Source organism: Pseudomonas kairouanensis (assembly GCF_004682055.1).
Lineage (GTDB): Bacteria > Pseudomonadota > Gammaproteobacteria > Pseudomonadales > Pseudomonadaceae > Aquipseudomonas > Aquipseudomonas kairouanensis.
On sequence record NZ_QUZU01000018.1, the window covers coordinates 88129 to 106282 of the forward strand.

The window sequence follows — 18154 nt, forward strand, 5'->3', positions numbered from 1 at the left end:
GACTGACAAAACTCTTTGTTGATCAGCGCGCGACGGTTTGCAGCGGATACACCGACTCCCAGCCCCCGCCCAACGCTTTGTACAGCCCCACCATGGCCAGGGACACGCCGGTGGAACTCTCTACCCATTGCTCTTGCGTGGCCAACAGCGCGCCTTGCACGGTGAGCACGTTGACGAAATCCACCACGCCTTCCACGTACTGATGTTGCGCCGTCGCCAGCGCGATCTGGTTCTGGCGCACCGCTTCGGCAAGGCTGTCGCGACGTAGTTGGCTGGCGTTGTAACGGGTCAGCTGGTCGTCGATCTCATGCCAGGCGCGCAACACGGTTTGCTGGTAAGCCAGCGCCGCTTCCTGTTGCTGGGCTTCGCGCAGGTTCAACATGCCTTCGAGGCGCCCGCCATTGAACAGCGGCAGGCTGAACCGCGGGCCAAAGGCAAATGCGCGGGAGCCCCACGAACCGAAATCCGACAACTGCATGGCTTGGGAACCCAGGCTGCCGGACAGGGTGATGCGTGGGTAGAAGTCGCCCTTGGCCACCCCGATGTTGGCGGTGGCGGCATGCAAGCGGGCTTCGGCCTGGCGAATGTCCGGGCGTCGCTCGGCCAGTTCCGACGGCAGGCCGATGGCAACTTGGCGTTGGGTCTGCGGTACGGCGGCGTCCTTGGACAGCTGCGCGTGCAGGGCTTGGGGTGGTTCGCCCATCAGCAGGCTCAGGGCGTTGATCAACTGGTCCTGGCGTTGTTGCAGGTCCGGCAGGCGCGCTTCGATGGCGGCGACCTGGGCGGCAGCTTCGGCCACGTCCAGGTCGGTGGCCACGCCGTCGGCCAGGCGCAACTGCGAGAGCTTGAGGCTGTGGCGCGCGACATCGAGGTTTTGCTCGGTCACGGCGCGGGTGTTTTGTACGCCGCGCAGTTGGATGTAGTCCTGGGCGGTCTCGGCAAGCACCGACAGCAACACGGCACGGCGGTCGTTTTCGGCGACTTGCAGGGTGGCGTCGGCAGCTTCGGTTTCGCGCTTTACGCGGCCCCAGAAGTCCAGTTCCCAGGAGGCGGAAAAGCCCGCATCCCACTGGTTGAACGCCGCACGGCCGTTCTCGCCGGACGGGTCGCTCAGGCCTTTGCCGCTGTTACGTTTGCGCTGGTAGGCACCCGACGCATCGACGTTGGGGTAACGCTCGGCGGTAGTCACCTGGCGTACGGCGCGGCTTTGTTCCAGGCGACTGCTGGCCAGTTTCAGGTCGAGGTTATCGGTGAGCGCTCGGCGTGTGAGGGCCGACAGTTGCGCGTCGTGGAACACGTCCCACCAGCGCTCCTGCAGGGGGTCGCTGACGGCACGGCTGGAAGCTTGACGCCCCTGGGGTTCACTCCACTGCGTCACTTGCGGGCTTTGGGGTTTCTGGAAATCTGGGCCAACGGTGCAGGCACTCAGGCTGATGAGGCTCAAGGTGAGCCAGGCCACTTGTTTCATTGCTGGGCCACCTCACGTTGTTTCGCCACCGGTTGGGTATCGACGCTGGCTTCCACCGACATGCCCACCCGCAGGCGCTCGGTGAGTGGCTGGTTGGGCTCCAGCACGATCTTCACCGGAATGCGCTGCACCACCTTGGTGAAGTTGCCGGTGGCATTGTCTGGCTTGACCGCGGCAAAGGTCACGCCGGTAGCGGGCGCGAGGCTTTCCAGATGGCCGTTGAGCAACTCGCCGTCGAGGCTGTCGACACGCACCTGCACAGCTTGGCCGGCGTGCATATGGGAGAGTTGGGTTTCCTGGAAATTGGCCACCACGTAGGCCTCTTCCAGCGGCACCACCGCGAGGATCTTGCTGCCCGGCGTCACATAGGCGCCGACCCGCACCGCCCGCTCGCCGACCATGCCGTCCACCGGTGCGACGATACGCGTGTACGACAGTTGATAACTGGCCAGTTCCAGTGCGGCCTGGGCGCGCTTGAGCCCACCTTCGGCCGCATCGCGCTGGGCGGTGAGAATCTCGACCTGCTTGCGCTCGGCCGCCAGCACCGCCGTGGCATTGGCCAGGCGTGCGGTGGCCTGGTCGATGCGGGTCTTGGCTTGCTGGGCGTTCTGCACGGTGCCCGCGCCCACACCCGCGAGGTGGTTGTAGCGATTCAGTTCGTGTTCGGCAAAGGCCATTTCGGCGCGGTCTGCCGCCACGGTAGCCTGGGCCTGGGCGATCACCGAGCTTTGGCGCTCCAGGGTCGCAGTGGCGTTTTTCAGCTGGGCTTGGGCGACCAACGTGTCGGCGTCGGCAGCCTGGGCGGCGGCGCGAAAGTCACGGTCGTCGATCAGCGCCAGCAGTTGCCCGGCTTTGACGCGCTGGTTGTCTTCCACCAGCACCTCTTTGATAAAGCCGGCCACGCGCGGCGCCACCAGGGTGAAGTCAGCGGCGACGAAGGCGTCGTTGGTGCTCTGGTGCTTGTTGCCCAACACGCCCGGCGCGACCAGGTACACCAGCATGCCAACGGCAAATACGGCGATAACGGAGACGGCGATTTTATCTTTGCGTTTCATGAACAGTCCTTAAATCAAGTCGGTGCGCGGGGCGGAAGGATCCGCGTGGGCATCCAGAAAATCAGCAGGATCAACGCCACCGCGACGGCGGCCATGACGTAATAGAGATCCGAGGAGGTCAGCACCACCGCCTGCTCGTGCAGGCGGTGCGCCAGGCCCGGCGCGTCGCCGTCGGCCAGGGGCGAGTTGCCCAGGCGGTCCACCAACATGGTCGAGTGAAAGTGCAGGCGCTGGGTGGTCAGCGTGTCGATCACGCCGGTGGCGATCACGGCGGCCAGGCCCTTGACGGTATTGAACCAAGCCGACGCGAACGGGCCGTCTGTGGGTTGGATGCTGCCGGTGGACAGCATCAGCAGCGGCAGCACTGCCATGGGTTGCCCGAAAATCTGCAGCAGGTACAGGCCGTAGAAATCGTCGCGAATCCACTCCGACGTCAGGTGCGCACTGCCCACGCAGCACAGCACCAGCATGCCCAGGCCGATCCCCAGCACCCAACGGCAATCGACCCAGCGCAGGTTGCACAGCGCCGCCACCAACGGCAGTGCGATCAGTTGCGGCAGCGCCATCAGCAGCATCACCGGCGCGGTTTGCAGCGGGCGATAGCCCTGCACCTGTGCGAGGAAACTCGACGGGATGATGATCACCGAGGTCAGCACCATCAGCACGCCCGCCAGCACGATCAGGGCGAACGCGAGGTTGCGCAGGCCCAGCATCTGCAGCTTGAAAAACGGCATCGGGTGCGACCATTCATTGACCATGAACAGCACCAGCAGCAGGCTGCCGCCGCTCAGTAAGAAGGTGATCAGGCCCGACTCGAACCAGTCCAGGCGATTGCCTTGCAGGATGCCGATCACCAGCATGCAGATCGCCGGAAACCCCAGCAGCAGCCCGCGCCAGTTGAACTGTTTGAAGCGCTCCAGGCGCAGCGGATCCTGCGGTAAGCCATAAGCCACAGCGGCCATCGCCAGCAGGCACGGGCCGACGATTTGCCAGAACGCCCATTGCCAGCCCACGTATTCGGTCCACAGCGCCGCCAACGGCGTGCCCAGGCTTGGGCCGAAGGTGGCGGTCAGTGCATAGCCGGCCAGGCCATACAATTTGACGTTGGCCGGCAGGAAACGCAGCGCCACGGTCATCAACATCGGCGGCAACGCACCACCGGCCAGGCCTTGAACGGTGCGCAACACCAGCAGGCTTTCGTAGTTCGGCGCGAACGGGCACAGGATGCCCAGCACGGTGAACAGCCCGATGGCGCACAGGGTGAAGCGACGCAGGGAGAAGGTCACCGAACACCAGGGCGCAAAGGCCATGGCCGACACGGAGGTGGCGGTGTAGGCGGCGACCAGCCAGGTGCCTTCGTCGAAGCCGATGTACAGCGCGCCACGGATGTCGGCGAGGGCGACCTTGGTGACCATCTCGTTGAGGCCAGAAACCAGCACGGCCAGCAATACACCGACCAGGCCGATGATGATGCGCGGGCCGAAGACGGGCGGGGTAATGGCGACGGGTTTGGCTGCGGCCGCAGGGGTGGGGGCAGCGAGGGAAGTCATGAACGGGTAACTCGGTGTGATAAATACCCGAGCAGTTTAATCAGGCACACACATGACAAAAAGTTACATGTCGGCAGGTTATAAGTGCGCTGGACGCAACGCTTACAGTCAACACAAAACCCTGTGGGAGCGGGCTTGCTCGCGAATACGGTGGGTCAGTGAAAAATGTTCTAGCTGACCCACTGCATTCGCGAACAAGCCCCACATTTTGACCGCGTTCACTTTAGGTGGGCTGGGCTTCCAACCAGGTGGCATGGCAGCTTTCGCGCATGGTCTCACGCAGCCATTTGTGCGCCGGGTCTTTGTCGAAACGCGGGTGCCAGGATTGCGCCAAGACCAGCGTTGGCAGCGAGATCGGCAATGGAAATGCGCGCAATGGCAGTTTCAGGCGATTGGCGCTGTAAAGCGCTTCTTTGGGCACCGGCAGGATCAAGTCGGAATCCGGCAGCATGAACATCGCACCGTGAAAACCCGGTGCAATCATCGCCACCCGGCGCTCCAGCCCCTGGGCGTTCAGCGCTGTGTCGATCGGCCCACGGGCGATACCACGGCGCGAAATGCTGATGTGGGAGTAACTGGCAAAGCGCGCCGCGGTGATTTCTTCGTCAAACAACGGATGGTCTTGCCGCGCCAGGCCGACGAAGGTGGTGGAGAACAGGTTCTGCACCTTCACTTCGGGGCTGGTGGGCATGGTGTTGCTCACCCGCAGGTCCAGGCGGCCTTCGCGCAGGGCTTCGTCGTCGGTGTCGGCTTCGGGCACAAAGCACAGCTCGCACAGCGGCGCCATGCGTTCCATGGTGTCGAACAGACGGCCACCATACACACCGATAAAAAAATCGTTGGCCCGTACGCTGAAGCGTCGGCGCAAGGTGCTCAAGTCCACCTCATCGGCCGAGCGAAACACCAGTGCCGCCTGCTCCACCACGTTGCGCACCTGGGCCTGCAACTGCAAGGCCTTGGGCGTCGGCACCAGGCCACGTCCGGCGCGCACCAGGATCGGATCGCCCACCGCCTCGCGAATGCGTGTGAGGGTGCGGCTCATGGCGGCGGGGCTGAGGTTCATGCGGCGCGCGGCGCCCACCACGCTGCCCTCGTCGAGCAGGGCGTCGAGGGCGACCAGCAGGTTCATGTCCGGTAATTGCATGCCAAGCACTCATGGTCGGTGGGGAGTGAATTGGCCGCAATCCTAGCAGGAGATCAGCGTTGCATGCCCCAACGCTTCACCGTCAGTCGCTCGAAGGTGTCAAACACCAGGTTCTCCACCAGCAAGCCGATCAGGATCACCACGGCCAAACCGGCAAATACCTTGTCGGTGTACAGCTCGTTGCGGTTCTGGAAGATGTACCAACCCAGGCCACCTTTGCCGCTGGTGGCACCGAAGACCAACTCGGCGGCAATCAGTGTGCGCCAGGCGAAGGCCCAGCCGATCTTGAGCCCGGCGAGAATCGACGGCAGCGCCGCCGGGATCAGGATGAACAGCACAAAGCGCATGCCCTTGAGCCCGTAGTTGCGACCGGCCATGCGCAGGGTTTCGGACACGCCGAGAAAGCCCGAATAGGTGTTGAGCGCCAGCGCCCACAGCACCGAATGCACCAGCACGAAGATCAGGCTGTTCTGCCCCAGGCCAAACCACAACAGCGCCAGCGGCAGCAGTGCAATGGCCGGCAACGGGTTGAACATTGAGGTCAGGGTACTGAGCAAGTCGCGGCCCAGTTGGGTGGATACCGCCAAGGTCGTGAGGGCAAAGGCCAGCACGATGCCGATCAGGTAGCCCTTGATCAGCACCACCAGCGAGATGCTCACCTTGCTCAGCAGTTCGCCGCTGAGCAGGCCGTCGTAAAGCGCGTGGGAGGTCTGCAGGAAGCTTGGCAGCAGCAGGTCGTTGTTCTGGTAGCGGGCGACGGCTTCCCAGAGGATCGCGAGCACGATCAGGATCAGGCCCTTGCGCAGCCAGCCCTGCTGCCAGAGACGCTGGCGCAGGGGCAGTTCGCGCTCCACAGGGACGCTGAGCAGTGGTTCGAGTTGTATTTCGTATTCCTGGCGCACGGGTTGTCCCTCAGTAAGCGATGCGGATATCAGCAAAACCCAGCTCTTGCTCGGCCTCAGGCGCTTCATCAAACAGCAGGCGGTGAATCCGCCGAGCCGACGCCTGGAATTCCACACCGCCGAGGCTGTGCAGGTCGTATTGATGGCTGTGGATTTCCGCCCGTACGCGCCCCGGATGAGGCGACAGCAGCAGGATGCGATTGCCCACCACCAGCGCTTCTTCGATGGAGTGGGTAACGAACAGCAGGGTGAAACGTACCTCTTCCCAGAGCAGCAGCAACTCTTCCTGCATCTTGCGCCGGGTCAGGGCGTCGAGGGCGGCGAAGGGCTCGTCCATCAGCAGGATTTTCGGCTGCATGGCCAGCGCCCGGGCGATGGCGACACGGGCTTTCATGCCGCCGGACAGGGTATGGGGATAAGCATCGGCGAAGGCGCTGAGGCCGACCTTGTCCAGGTAGTGCAGCGCACGTTCTTCGGCTTCGGCACGCTTCAAGGTTTTGGAGGCGAGCAGTGGGAACATTACGTTCTGCTTCACGGTTTTCCACGGTGGCAGCTGGTCGAACTCCTGGAACACCACGATGCGGTCGGGGCCTGGTTGTTCGACCTTTTGCCCCAGCAGGCGAATCTCGCCTTCGCAGGGTTTGATAAACCCGGCGATGGACTTGAGCAAGGTGGACTTACCGCAGCCCGATGGGCCGAGCAGCACGTAGCGGTCGGCGGGGTCGATCTCGAAACTGACCTGGTGGGTGGCCCGCACCACGCGCTCGGGGGTGCGGTATTCCAGGCTGACTTTGTCCACCGCCAGCAACGGGGCGGTGGTGTGCAGGTTGCTGGCCTCGTGGCCTTGCAAGGGCGCGTTCATCTCAACTTCCTTGCAGGGGCTTGGCGTCTTGGAAGAAGTAATCCTTCCACGATTGCGGCTTGTTTTTGATGGCGCCGACGCGGTAGAGGAATTCCGCCAGCGGGTAGGTGTTTTTTGGCGTGACGCTGAATTCGAACTGGGGGTTGTCGATGATTTTCAGCAGTTCGGCGCGATCGATCTTGGCCTTGGTCACGCGAATGTAAGTGTCGGCGGCAGCACCTTTGTCGTTCTGGGCGAACTGGGCCGCTTCGGTCAGCGCTTCAACGAAGGCCTTGTAGGTTTTTGGGTTGTCGTTGCGAAATTTCTCGGTGGCGAACAGTACCGTCGGCGAGTTCGGCCCAAGCAGGTCGTAGGTGTTCAGCACCACATGCACGTTGGGGTTGGCCAGGGCCTGGTCCTGGAACGGCGGGTTGGAAAAGTGCCCGGTCAGCTCGGTGCCGCCCGCAATCAGCGCGGCGGTGGCGTCCGGGTGCGGAACGGCCACGGTGTACTTGTCGAGGCGATTGAATTCCTTGTCGCCCCACTGTTTGGCGGCGGCGTATTGCAGGAAGCGCGACTGAACGGAAACACCTACCGCCGGTACGGCGATGCGGTCTTTTTCGGTGAAGTCGGCGATGGTCTTGACCTTCGGGTTGTTGCTCACCAGGTAGTAAGGGAAGTTGCCCAGGGACGCCACGGCCTTGACGTTCTGCTTGCCGTGGGTGCGGTCCCAGATTGTCAGCAACGGGCCAACCCCGGCGCCGGCGATATCGATGGAGCCGGACAGCAGCGCATCGTTGACCGCTGCGCCACCGGACAGTTGGGTCCAGTCGACCTTGATGTCGATGCCTTCCTGCTTGCCGTATTTCTCGATCAGGTTCTGGTCGCGGACCACGTTAAGCAGCAGGTAGACGATGCCAAACTGTTCGGCGATGCGGATCTCGCCTTCGGCCTGCGCAACAGCCGGCGCAATCAGGCTGCCGGCCAACAGGCTGACGCCCAGGCCGACGGTGGCGGCCAAGCGCGCAAATGGAATTTTCCTGGACATGGTCATGCTCCGAATCAGAAAGGCGCGTCGCCCTGGATGGTGGTGCGAAAGAGTTTGCGGCGCAGGTGGCTTGGGCAACCGGCGGCTAGGTGGATCAGCGAGCGGTTGTCCCAGAACACCAGGTCGTGGGGCTGCCATTGGTGGCGATAGATGTTTTGCGGCAACACGCTGTGGGCGTAGAGCTGGGCCAGCAGGTCACGGCTTTCGTCTTCGGGCAGGCCGACGATACGGGTGGTGAAACCTTCGCTGACGAACAGCGCCTTGCGGCCGTTTTCCGGGTGGGTGCGCACCACCGGGTGCACCACTTCGGCGACTTGCGCGAGTTGTTCGGGGGTCAGCGTGGGGCGCCAGTTGCCTTCGAATTTGGTCTCGCTGTAACGCGCGGTATAGGAATGCGCTGCGCTGCGACCCTCGACGGCTTTGCGCAAGTGTTCGGGCAGTTGGTCCCAGGCTTTGTGCATGTCGGCGAACAAGGTGTCGCCGCCTTCGGCGGGCAGTTCCTGAGCATGGAGCATGGAGCCCAGGCTGGGTAATTCTTTATACGAGAGGTCCGAATGCCAGAATTTTCCCGCGTCTCCCAGGCCGATGGATTGGCCATTTTCAATGATGTTGGAGACGATCAGGATTTCCGGATGGTTGGCCAGCAAAAACTGCTTGAGCACATGGATCTGCAGCACACCGAAGCGGCGACTGAAGGCGATTTGTTGTTCGGGTGTGATGCGTTGGTCGCGGAACACCACGACGTGGTGGTCCAGGTGCGCGCGGTGGATGCGCGCAAAGTCTTCATCGTTGACCGGTCGAGACAAATCCAGGCCGATGATCTCGGCGCCGACGCTGCCGGGCAGTGGACTAATCTCAAACGCTTGGGCGGTAGGGGTCGCTGTTGGAACAGTAGAGGTGGCGGACATGAGGTCACTCCCGGTCAGACAGGGTAGTGACTTTATAGGTATAAGAACTTCATTTTAAATACCGTTAATGAATAACGATATACGTGAATGTAAGACGTTGGCAAATCCCTATGCGGGCACCATAACGACCCTGTTGAAACGCTTACAAGCCGAAACTGTGCCCGTTTGACAAGCGTGGGGGCAGCCTCTAGTGTGCATTGGATCCAATTAATACACCCATACTAATAAGGAGCATAACGTAACCGTGACACAGAAGCCGACCCCTTTGAACAGCATCAAGATCAGCGGCCCCATTCCCGCCCATCTCGCTCGCTCCGTGATTGAAGAGACCCTGCGCAATGCCATCCTCGATGGTCGATTGCCCTGCGGCACCGCCATGCGCCAACAGGAGTTGGCCAGCCTGTTCGGGGTCAGCCGCATGCCGGTGCGTGAAGCCCTGCGCCAACTGGAAGCCCAGTCACTGCTGCACGTAGTGACACACAAGGGCGCCGTGGTGGCACCGCTGATCGAAGACAACTCGGCCGAAACCTACGCACTGCGAATGTTGCTGGAATCTGAAGCGCTGCGCTTATCGATTCCCTTGCTCACTGAGGCTGATATTGCCGAGGCGGATGCGTTGATCAACGCCCTTGAGCAGGAAAAAAACTACACCGAGATTGGTCGCCTCAATCGCCTGTTTCACATGGCGCTGTATGGCAAGGCTCCGAACCAGCGGCTGCTCAAGTTGGTGGAGCATGGCCTGAACGAGGAAGAGCGCTTCCTGCGTTTCAACCTTGAAGCCATGGGGTTGGGCGAGACGTCCCAGGAAGATCACCGCGAACTGCTGAACCTGGTGGCACAAAAGAAAACCGAAGAAAGCATTCTGACGCTACGCAATCACTTGATGCGCGGTATGGAAGTCATCACGACCTACCTCGACGGCTTGGAAGCCGGCGGCAAGAAACACACGCCATAAGGCGCCTGCCTCCCTTCTGCCTTTAAACGCCATGGGGCACTTTATACATCGTGTAGTGCCCCGCGCCGACGAAACTTCCCACACAAACTAAGAAACTTACTGACATCTCATATTATTTAGCAAAACATCTAACACATTCATATGCTCGCTAAATTATTTAAGCCACCTATCATCTTTTATTACTAAACCAGACACTTCATTCGCCGGTGCCTCACCACACCCGTGGGCGGCGCCGCGCATCAGCCCTGGTTTATACCTACTTTTCTTTTGCCGTTCACAAACAGCTCATGGCTATTTGCGCAGCAGACGTAATAACTTACAGGCATCAACCATGCACCAATCACTACTCGAAACAGCAAAACTGAAGTTATGCAGGCATTCGTTATTTTCGGAAATAACTTCCCTGCGCAAGTTACAACTTTTTATGGAAAGCCACGTATTTGCTGTTTGGGACTTTATGACGCTCACCAAACGCCTGCAACAGGACCTGACCTGCACTCGCCTACCCTGGCTGCCACCTGCCGACCCGCAAGCGGCGCGCCTGATCAACGAAATAGTGCTGAGTGAGGAGTCGGACGAACACCCCGAGAGTGGCCACTGCAGCCACTTCGAACTGTACCTGGAGGCCATGGCTGAAGTGGGCGCAGATACCGTACCGATCAATCACTTCATCACGTTGCAACGCCAAGGCATGCAAGCCCATGCGGCTTTGAGTGAAGTCGAGGTGCCTCCCGGCGTGGCCCGCTTTGTCAGCGATACGTTGCACCTTGCGTCACACGCCCCCACCCATTGTGTGGCGGCAGCGTTTCTTCACGGTCGCGAGCGTGTCATTCCCGCGATGTTCGCGCACATCCTGCAATCGGATGAATTCCTCCATCGCCGGGCACCCATCTTTTGTAGCTATCTCAAGCGCCACATCGAATTGGACGCCGAAGATCACGGGCCAGCCGCCGGGCAGTTACTCGAACGCCTGGTCAGCGCCGACGCGGCGCACCCACAGCAAGCCAATGCCACAGCCCTTGCCGCCGTTGAAAGCCGTATCACGTTCCTGGACGAGGTGCTGGCTTCACTGCGGGAGGTACGGCCATGAATACCGCCGCCTACACCGCCATTTTCGGCGACTGGGAGCGCCGCGCGACCATCCGTACACGTCCTCGTCGCCTGCTGGAGAACGACGAAAAACTGATTTACCCGCTCTGCCGCCAACCCTTGGTACTCAGTGCGACGTTCCTCGAACACTGCCCACAGTGGCGGGACTTCGTGCTGGTGCAAAGCTTCTACAAATTCATCAACGACGTAGTGATTTTCGAAACAGAGATCGTCGACAAGACCGCGCGCAATATTGCCAAGAATCGCTTCTCGGTGCCCTTTCCGCTTGCCTGCCGCATTGATGCGATGACCGTGGTGGTGGACGAGGACTACCATGCGCTGGTCGCGCTGGACTTCCTGCAACAAACCATTGCCACGACCGGCATACAACCGTTGGACCTGCGCGCCGAAATCGAATTGAGCCGTGCACTGCCCGCGGCTCAAGCCCTGGCGCCAGTCCGCCTGCACGATGCAATAGAACTGATTGGCGTGGCCATCGCCGAAAACACCGTGACCCATGATGTGGCAGCCTTCGCCAAGGATGACAGCGTCAAGGCCTCCATTCGTGGCTTGATGGCCGACCATCTGTTTGACGAAGGTCGACACGCGCAATTCTGGACGCACCTGGTGCGCCGGTATTGGCAAGACGCAAGTCCGAGTGATCGCGACGACATTGCCCAAGTGCTACCGACGTTCCTGAAGCACTACCTGACGAACGACCTGCAAAAAGACTTCGACCTGCAGGTGATCGAACACCTCGACGTAATCCCTAGCCTGCGCAATGCATTGCGCGATGAAGTGCTCGCGCTGGCATTTCCCATCACCCACCGACACCCGTTGATGGGCAATATCCAGGGTTTTCTGCAACACAGTGGCTTACTGCAAACACCCAGTGTGGTGCAGGCCTTGAGCGACTGCTGGCCAGTACCAGGCAGGGTGACATGAGGCGCCTGGTCATCGGCTGGAACGGCGCGAGCAGCGCGTTGCACGCCGTCCGGCAGGAGCTGGAGCAGTACGGGCACGTCTCGAGCGATGAGAATATCGACCTGTGGATGGATGACGGCAGCGCGCCACGCCACATCCTCCCTGATCGCACCCCGGTACTCAGCCTGCGCGTAGGTGTTGGCCCGGTTGCGGACAGCGGGCTGCCCGTGCTGCAACTGCGCGCCTATGTGGCCGACCTGCGGTTGCTGGCTGTACTGGATATTGCCGATGAGCCCAGCGGCAACGGCCAGCGCCTGCGCCAACAGGTGACGAACGCGCTGGTGCAATGGGTGGCGTTGCAGGTCAGTAACTTCTCACGGGACCTTGGGTATTTCTCTACCAGCGCGGTTGCCAATGACTGGCCCGAGCAGGGCTTGAACGGGCTTGACGCACTGGCGTTTCTGCACCGGTTCAACCGTACAGCAGACCCGGCGGTGATGCAGGAGGCACAGGTGCCGGTGATCGAACGGCTGCAGGCTAGCCTCTACACATTCGCTAACCGGTCGGCGCTGAATATCGCCGGCAACCCTGTGAGCTACCGCCAGCTTCACCTGCGGGCCCTGGAGATCCAGCAACGGCTGCGCCCATTACTGAAGATCGCGCAGACGCCAGTGGTGGTTGGGGTGTGCCTGGAAAAATCCATCGAGCTTTACGCCAGCATGCTTGCGGTAATGGGTTGTGGAGCGGTGTATCTGCCACTCGGCCCGGAACAGCCGCCTCATCGTCATCAGGCACTGCTCAAAGCCGCCGGCGCACGCCTATTGCTCGATGCGGGCCGGCACCCATTGCGCGAAAACTTCGTTTCATTGGATGTTCGCGAGGCAGTTGCCGAAGATACCGACCTTTCACATCCGCTGGTGCATCATCGCTGCGCCCTCGACACGCCCTGCCTGATCTTTTCCACATCAGGCACCACCGGCCTACCCAAGGGCGTATCGCTCAGCCAAGGCAACCTGGCGCACTTCACAGCCTGGTTCAGGTCCTGCATAAGCCTGGATGAACAGAGCCGTGTCCTGCAGTTTTCTCCGCTGGATTTCGATTCGTCGCTGATCGACATATTCCCCACCCTGATCGCGGGTGCCGAGCTGATCGTGCCCAGCACGGATCAACGGCGCGACCCTCGGCAGCTGCTGGCCCTGCTGCACCTGCAACGCGTCACCCACGCCTTCCTACCACCCGCGCTGCTCAACATCTTGCCCCTCGATCAACCCCTGGGTCTCACACACCTGCTGACTGGCGGCGATGTGTGCGAACCCCATGTGATCGAGCGCCTGGCGGGACAGTGCCAGGTTCACAACCTCTACGGCCCTACGGAGGCCACGGTATTGGTTACCCACCGTACGTTCAGTCCAAGCGACAACAACCGCAACATCGGCCGCCCCATCGCCAACAGTCAGGTGCTGATCCTTGATGACAACCTGCAACCGGTGGATGAACAGGTGGTGGGCGAGGTCTACATCGTTGGTCCGGGGGTAAGCCTGGGGTATGTGAATGCACCGCAGCAGACGAGCAGTGCTTTCGTGGAACTGACCATGCCTGATGGCGGGGCCTTGCGAGCCTATCGCAGCGGTGACACGGCGCAGTGGACCGCCGATGGGATCGTCTTAGGCGGGCGCCGAGATGATCAGGTGAAAATCCGCGGCTTCCGGGTCACGCCCCAAGAGATTGAGCAGTGCTTGCGCAACAGTCGGCTGTATCGCCAGGTGGCGGTGGTGATCGACCACGACAGCAGGATCCGCAGCTATGTCTCCCAGCCCGAGCCGGGCGCCTCGATAAACGACTTGCAACGCCATGCACGGCAGTGGTTGCCCGATTACATGCAGCCTGGTTATTGGAGCGAGTTGCCTAACATGCCGTACTCCGGCAACGGCAAGGTCGACCGTGGGTCGTTGCTGGCACTCCCCCTTCAGCCCGTCTTGCCGGTGGCCAGCAGCGCTGTGCGCACGCCTGTGCAAACACAGTTGATCCACCTATGGAGCGAACTGTTGGCCTTGCCCGTTGGGCAAGTGTGTATCGATATGGGCTTCTTCGACTTGGGTGGCCATTCGATCTTGTTGTCGACCTTGTTACTGCGCACGCGCGAGCAATTCGGTCGTAGCTTCGCACTGAGCCACTTCATTGAAGTGCCGACGATCCGTACGCTCGCGACACTCTTGGAAACACGCGAACGGCCCGATGCTCCCTCCGACCAGCCGGAAAGGGATGCGCAACAAGAGTGGGGGGTCGAGATATTGCCCGAGGGCCGCGCGGGCGATCCGCGCAAAGTGATTGTGACGGGTGCCAACAGTTTTGTCGGTGTGCATATTGTCGAGGCGCTGCTGGCCGCGAATGCAACCGAGGTGGCATGCCTGGTACGTGAAACCCCAGGGCAGTCGGCAATGGCTCGATTTACCCAGGCGTTGCGCGAGTACCGCCTGGAGCATCTGGACCTGAGCCGTGTGCGGGTATTGGCTGCCGATATCGCCCGACCCCGGCTGGGTTTGGCCAGTGACGAGTACAACACGCTCGCCAAAGACTTCGGTGTGCTGGTGCATAACGCGGCACAGGTCAATCACGTCATGGACTACGCCTCGCTGGCCCGTGACAACGTCGCCCCTCTACTCGAATGCCTGCGTCTATGTGAGACCCGCAGCAAGAAGGTCCTGAATTTTGTCTCGACGCTGTCGGCTTCGAGCAGCATCGACACCCAGGGGAGCGTACTTGAAGCACCTGCCGCACCTACGCTGCCGCTGTACATCAAAAATGGCTACAACCTATCCAAATGGGTCGCCGAGCGGCAATTGGGGCGTGCTGTGGAGCGCGGGGCCTGGGTGAACATCCATCGCCCCGGCAACATCAGCTTCAACAGCCAGAACGGCGTTTGCCAACCGCAGAAAAATCGCTTGATGCTGATGCTCAAAGGCTCATTGCAACTTGGCCTGGTGCCTCGACTGGAGTTGAACTTTGACCTGATGCCGGTGGACTTCCTGGCTCGCTTCATCGCCTTCCAGGGCGCCCGCTTTGAACCCGCGAAGTGGGTATTCAACCTGCATAACCCACAGCCTTTGAGTTGGCAGCACTACCTGGATGCATTTAGCCGGGCCGGCCACGTTTTCGAGCGAGTGAGCATTGCTCGATGGCAACGCGCGTTGCACAGCGTAGGCGAGGACAATGCGCTGTTTGGCGTGCTGGGGTTTTACCTGGGTCGCCTGGATGAGGATATTTGCGACACCTCCATGATTCGCTACGACAACGCACGACACAGCGTCGAACAAATGGGCGCGCACTATCCCGAGAAAAACCCGGCGCTGCTCGGCAAAGGCTGCAACTACCTCAAGGCCATCGGCTTCCTTTGAACCCTCAGGACAACTCATGAAACCGCTGCATCCCGATACGCTGATTTACAACCCCAACGGCCAACCGATAGTGGCGTCTGTCGTGATGGACTGTAGCGCCGTCCACTTGTGGAACATCGTGGGGAAGTTTTCGGGCTTCGACGCGTTTATCCCCGCCCTGACACGTATCGAAATGACAGGGCAAGGCATCGGCGCTTTACGCACGAAATTTTTCCGCGATGGCAACTGTGTGGTGGAGCAACTCAATAGCCGGGACGAGCAGGCCATGCAGATGACCTGGACCATGATCTACAACACCCTGGGTATTGCCCGGTTGTGGGCGGCGATCCGTGTGGACGCACTTGGAGTGGATTGCTCCAGGGTGACATGGACGGTCATTGCCGAGCCGTTGGACCCCGCTCAGGTCGGGTTTGAACAGTTCGTGCAGACCTTCACCCGTACTGCTCTGGAGAATGTCCGCCAACTGCTTGGTTGAGCGGCAGGAGCGAGACGGCTCGCTCCTGCCCCATCAATGCACAGGTCAGATCTTGAAACTGTCGACCAGTTGCTTCAGGCGATTCGCCTGCTGGGACAACGCATCACAGTCTTTGAGGGTCTCATTGAGGTTGGACACGCCCTGCTGGTTGAGCAGGTTGATCTGATTGATGTCGACGTTGAGGGTTTCGACCACTGCGGTTTGCTCTTCGGTGGCGGCGGCAACGGACTGGTTCATACCGTCGATTTCAACGATCCGTTGCGTCACGCTGACCAGGCGCTCACCGGCCTGATTGGCAACCTGCACACTTTCTTCGCTGGAGGTTTGGCTGGCATTCATGGTGGTCACCGCTTCACGCGAGCCCACTTGCAGCGAAGTGATCATTTTGTGGATCTCCTCGGCGGATTCCTGAGTACGGTGGGCCAGGTTGCGCACCTCGTCGGCGACTACCGCGAACCCACGTCCGGCCTCACCGGCGCGTGCGGCTTCGATCGCAGCGTTGAGTGCCAGCAGGTTGGTCTGCTGGGAGATGCCTTTGATCACATCGAGAATGTGGCCGATGTTATCGGTGCTGGCATTCAGGGTTTCGATCTGGGTGCAGGACAGGCTGATCTTCTGCGACAACGCCGACATAGCCAGGATGGTTTGCTCCACCACCTTGCGGCCATCATCAGCCTGCTCGCTGGCGCCACTGGCGTGCTGTGAAGCATCGGCTGCGTTACGTGCAATTTCCTGGGTGGCGGCACCGAGCTCGTTGATCGCCGCCGCCACGCTGTTAGTACGCGCGCTTTGCTCGTCGGAGCCGATGATCGAGGCATTGGATGAGGCCATCACCCGCTGTGACAGGTCGTGTACGTGGCGGGTTGCCGAGGACACTTCGCTAATCGAAGCGTGGATGCGCTCCACGAACTGATTGAATGCACTGCCGACTTCGCCGAATTCATCCTTACTGGTAACGGCCAGGCGGCGGGTCAGGTCGCCTTCGCCTTGGGCGATGTCTTGCATCGCCACGCCCATGGTCGTCAGTGGTCGCAGCAACACCTGGATCAGCAGGCTCAAGAGCACCGCAATCGCGACCACGGCAATCAACATGGCAATCAACGCAGAGGTGCGGAATTTACCCAACGGTGCATAGGCTTTGTCTTTATCAATCGACAAGCCGATGTACCAGTCTGCGCCAGGCAAACCACTAATAGGCGTGAATGACAGGATGCGATCCTGGCCGTTGAGAACGACGTCTTGGTTGAGTTTTTCGATGCGTACCTGGGTGCCAGGGTAAATATCCTTAAGGTTTTTCATCACTTGGTCTTGGTCAGGACTGACGATGACCTGGCCATCGCCGCTGACCAGGAAGGCATGGCCGATTCCGCCAAAGTCCACTGAGTTGATGATCTTCACCAAGGTTTGCAGGCTCAGGTCACCACCGACCACGCCGAGCAATTCACCGTTCTTTTTTACCGGCATGGCGATCGTCACGATCTGCCCACCGACTGCCGCCATATAGGGCGGCGTAAGCATGGGCTTGTCAGCAGCCACAGCTTGCTTGTACCAAGGGCGCTGGCGGGGGTCATAACCGTCAGGCATTTTGGCGTCTGGGCGCTGGGTAAATACACCGTTGGTTTGGCCAACATAGGTGAACTGGAAGTTTGAGGTGAACGCCGCTTGGTCAACCAACCCGGGAAGGTCGGCGCCACTACCCTGATGGGCAATGTTTTGGGTGAGACTTTCGAGAACCAGTATTCGACCGCTGAGCCAGTTCTGCACACTGCTGGCGGTGAGTTCACCAGATTGCTGAATGGACGACTCCAGGTTCTGCTTGATGGTGCTGCGCTGCAGATAATCGTTGTAAAGCGTGAATAACGCGAAGGCTAGAACCACGACGCCTGACGCGGCCAGCAGAATTTTATGACTGAACTTTAGATTCATTTCATCGACTTCTTTTTGCCAAAAGGGGGGTTAGCGTGCCTAGTGGAACATTCCGATTAGGGGTACTGACGGCTTCTTAGGCCGCTCTATTTCGGTGCACGCATGGCTCGTCAGGCTTTCGGCCAGACGAGGGCAAAACTGAGCGATTTGTAGGATGTTTCTATGTTTTAGGTAGGAAACCGACAGATGGTTGTCGTACAAGGTCCAGTATGAGAGCTCTCGCTTTTCTAGGTTTATTACACCCTTGAAACGACAAAACCCCTGTCTGCGTTAGCAAACAGGGGTTTCGGAATTTAATCTTGACGATGACCTACTCTCACATGGGGAAACCCCACACTACCATCGGCGATGCATCGTTTCACTGCTGAGTTCGGGATGGGATCAGGTGGTTCCAATGCTCTATGGTCGTCAAGAAATTCTGTGTATCGACGCGTCGCACTAGCAACGTGCCGATGAAATTCAGGGACTTCTACA

14 protein-coding genes and 1 rRNA gene are annotated in these 18154 nt (G+C 60.3%); 5 read left to right on the plus strand and 10 right to left on the minus strand.

The features are described 5' to 3' along the window. Positions 1 to 22 precede the first annotated feature (22 nt). The 8 genes from DYL59_RS16040 to DYL59_RS16075 form a co-directional block, all read right to left on the minus strand. Positions 23 to 1468 carry an efflux transporter outer membrane subunit gene (locus tag DYL59_RS16040; protein ID WP_135290064.1) on the minus strand — a complete coding sequence of 482 codons (1446 nt, stop codon included), beginning with the start codon at positions 1466 to 1468 and terminating at the stop codon, positions 23 to 25. Continuing rightward, complete coding sequence (locus DYL59_RS16045) at positions 1465 to 2523, minus strand: HlyD family secretion protein (protein ID WP_135290065.1); 1059 nt, start codon at positions 2521 to 2523, stop codon at positions 1465 to 1467. Before DYL59_RS16045 ends, DYL59_RS16040 begins: the two co-directional genes overlap by 4 nt. 14 nt (positions 2524 to 2537) lie before the next feature. Next, positions 2538 to 4073: an MFS transporter gene (locus DYL59_RS16050; protein WP_135290066.1), complete on the minus strand. Its 1536-nt coding sequence runs from the start codon at positions 4071 to 4073 to the stop codon at positions 2538 to 2540. 223 nt (positions 4074 to 4296) lie between these two features. Then, the gene (locus DYL59_RS16055) at positions 4297 to 5217 is read right to left on the minus strand and encodes a LysR family transcriptional regulator (RefSeq protein ID WP_135290067.1); all 921 of its coding nucleotides are present in this window, start codon (positions 5215 to 5217) and stop codon (positions 4297 to 4299) included. A gap of 53 nt (positions 5218 to 5270) precedes the next feature. Next, positions 5271 to 6119: an ABC transporter permease gene (locus DYL59_RS16060; protein ID WP_135290068.1), complete on the minus strand. Its 849-nt coding sequence runs from the start codon at positions 6117 to 6119 to the stop codon at positions 5271 to 5273. A 10-nt stretch (positions 6120 to 6129) separates the two neighbouring features. Then, positions 6130 to 6981: an ABC transporter ATP-binding protein gene (locus DYL59_RS16065; protein WP_135290069.1), complete on the minus strand. Its 852-nt coding sequence runs from the start codon at positions 6979 to 6981 to the stop codon at positions 6130 to 6132. A gap of 1 nt (position 6982) precedes the next feature. Further along, entirely contained in the window at positions 6983 to 8008 is a 1026-nt protein-coding gene (locus tag DYL59_RS16070) for an ABC transporter substrate-binding protein (protein ID WP_135290070.1), read from the minus strand. Positions 8009 to 8022: 14 nt separating this feature from the next. Next, positions 8023 to 8916, minus strand: a complete 894-nt coding sequence (locus DYL59_RS16075; protein ID WP_135290071.1) for a TauD/TfdA dioxygenase family protein — start codon at positions 8914 to 8916, stop codon at positions 8023 to 8025. A gap of 244 nt (positions 8917 to 9160) precedes the next feature. On the opposite strand from DYL59_RS16075, the gene DYL59_RS16080 reads away from it, so the two are divergent. From DYL59_RS16080 to DYL59_RS16100, 5 genes are all read left to right on the plus strand, one after another. Continuing rightward, positions 9161 to 9871 (plus strand): GntR family transcriptional regulator, encoded by a 711-nt coding sequence (locus tag DYL59_RS16080; protein WP_135290072.1) that lies wholly within the window; start codon positions 9161 to 9163, stop codon positions 9869 to 9871. A gap of 331 nt (positions 9872 to 10202) precedes the next feature. Beyond that, on the plus strand, positions 10203 to 10961 hold the full coding sequence (locus tag DYL59_RS16085; protein ID WP_135290073.1) for a DUF3050 domain-containing protein: 759 nt from the start codon (positions 10203 to 10205) through the stop codon (positions 10959 to 10961). Continuing rightward, positions 10958 to 11905, plus strand: coding sequence for a diiron oxygenase (locus tag DYL59_RS16090; protein WP_135290074.1), 948 nt, complete (start codon positions 10958 to 10960; stop codon positions 11903 to 11905). The genes DYL59_RS16085 and DYL59_RS16090 overlap by 4 nt, the downstream gene beginning before the upstream one ends. Next, a complete protein-coding gene (locus DYL59_RS16095) occupies positions 11902 to 15279 on the plus strand; it encodes an amino acid adenylation domain-containing protein (protein WP_135290075.1) in 3378 nt (1125 codons plus the stop codon). Before DYL59_RS16090 ends, DYL59_RS16095 begins: the two co-directional genes overlap by 4 nt. Before the next feature lie 16 nt (positions 15280 to 15295). Continuing rightward, entirely contained in the window at positions 15296 to 15754 is a 459-nt protein-coding gene (locus DYL59_RS16100) for an SRPBCC family protein (protein ID WP_135290076.1), read from the plus strand. 45 nt (positions 15755 to 15799) lie between these two features. Here DYL59_RS16100 and DYL59_RS16105 read toward each other — a convergent pair whose 3' ends face one another. Further along, complete coding sequence (locus DYL59_RS16105) at positions 15800 to 17680, minus strand: methyl-accepting chemotaxis protein (RefSeq protein ID WP_135290077.1); 1881 nt, start codon at positions 17678 to 17680, stop codon at positions 15800 to 15802. A 297-nt stretch (positions 17681 to 17977) separates the two neighbouring features. Further along, a 5S ribosomal RNA gene (gene rrf / locus DYL59_RS16110) occupies positions 17978 to 18093 on the minus strand. Positions 18094 to 18154: the final 61 nt, after the last annotated feature.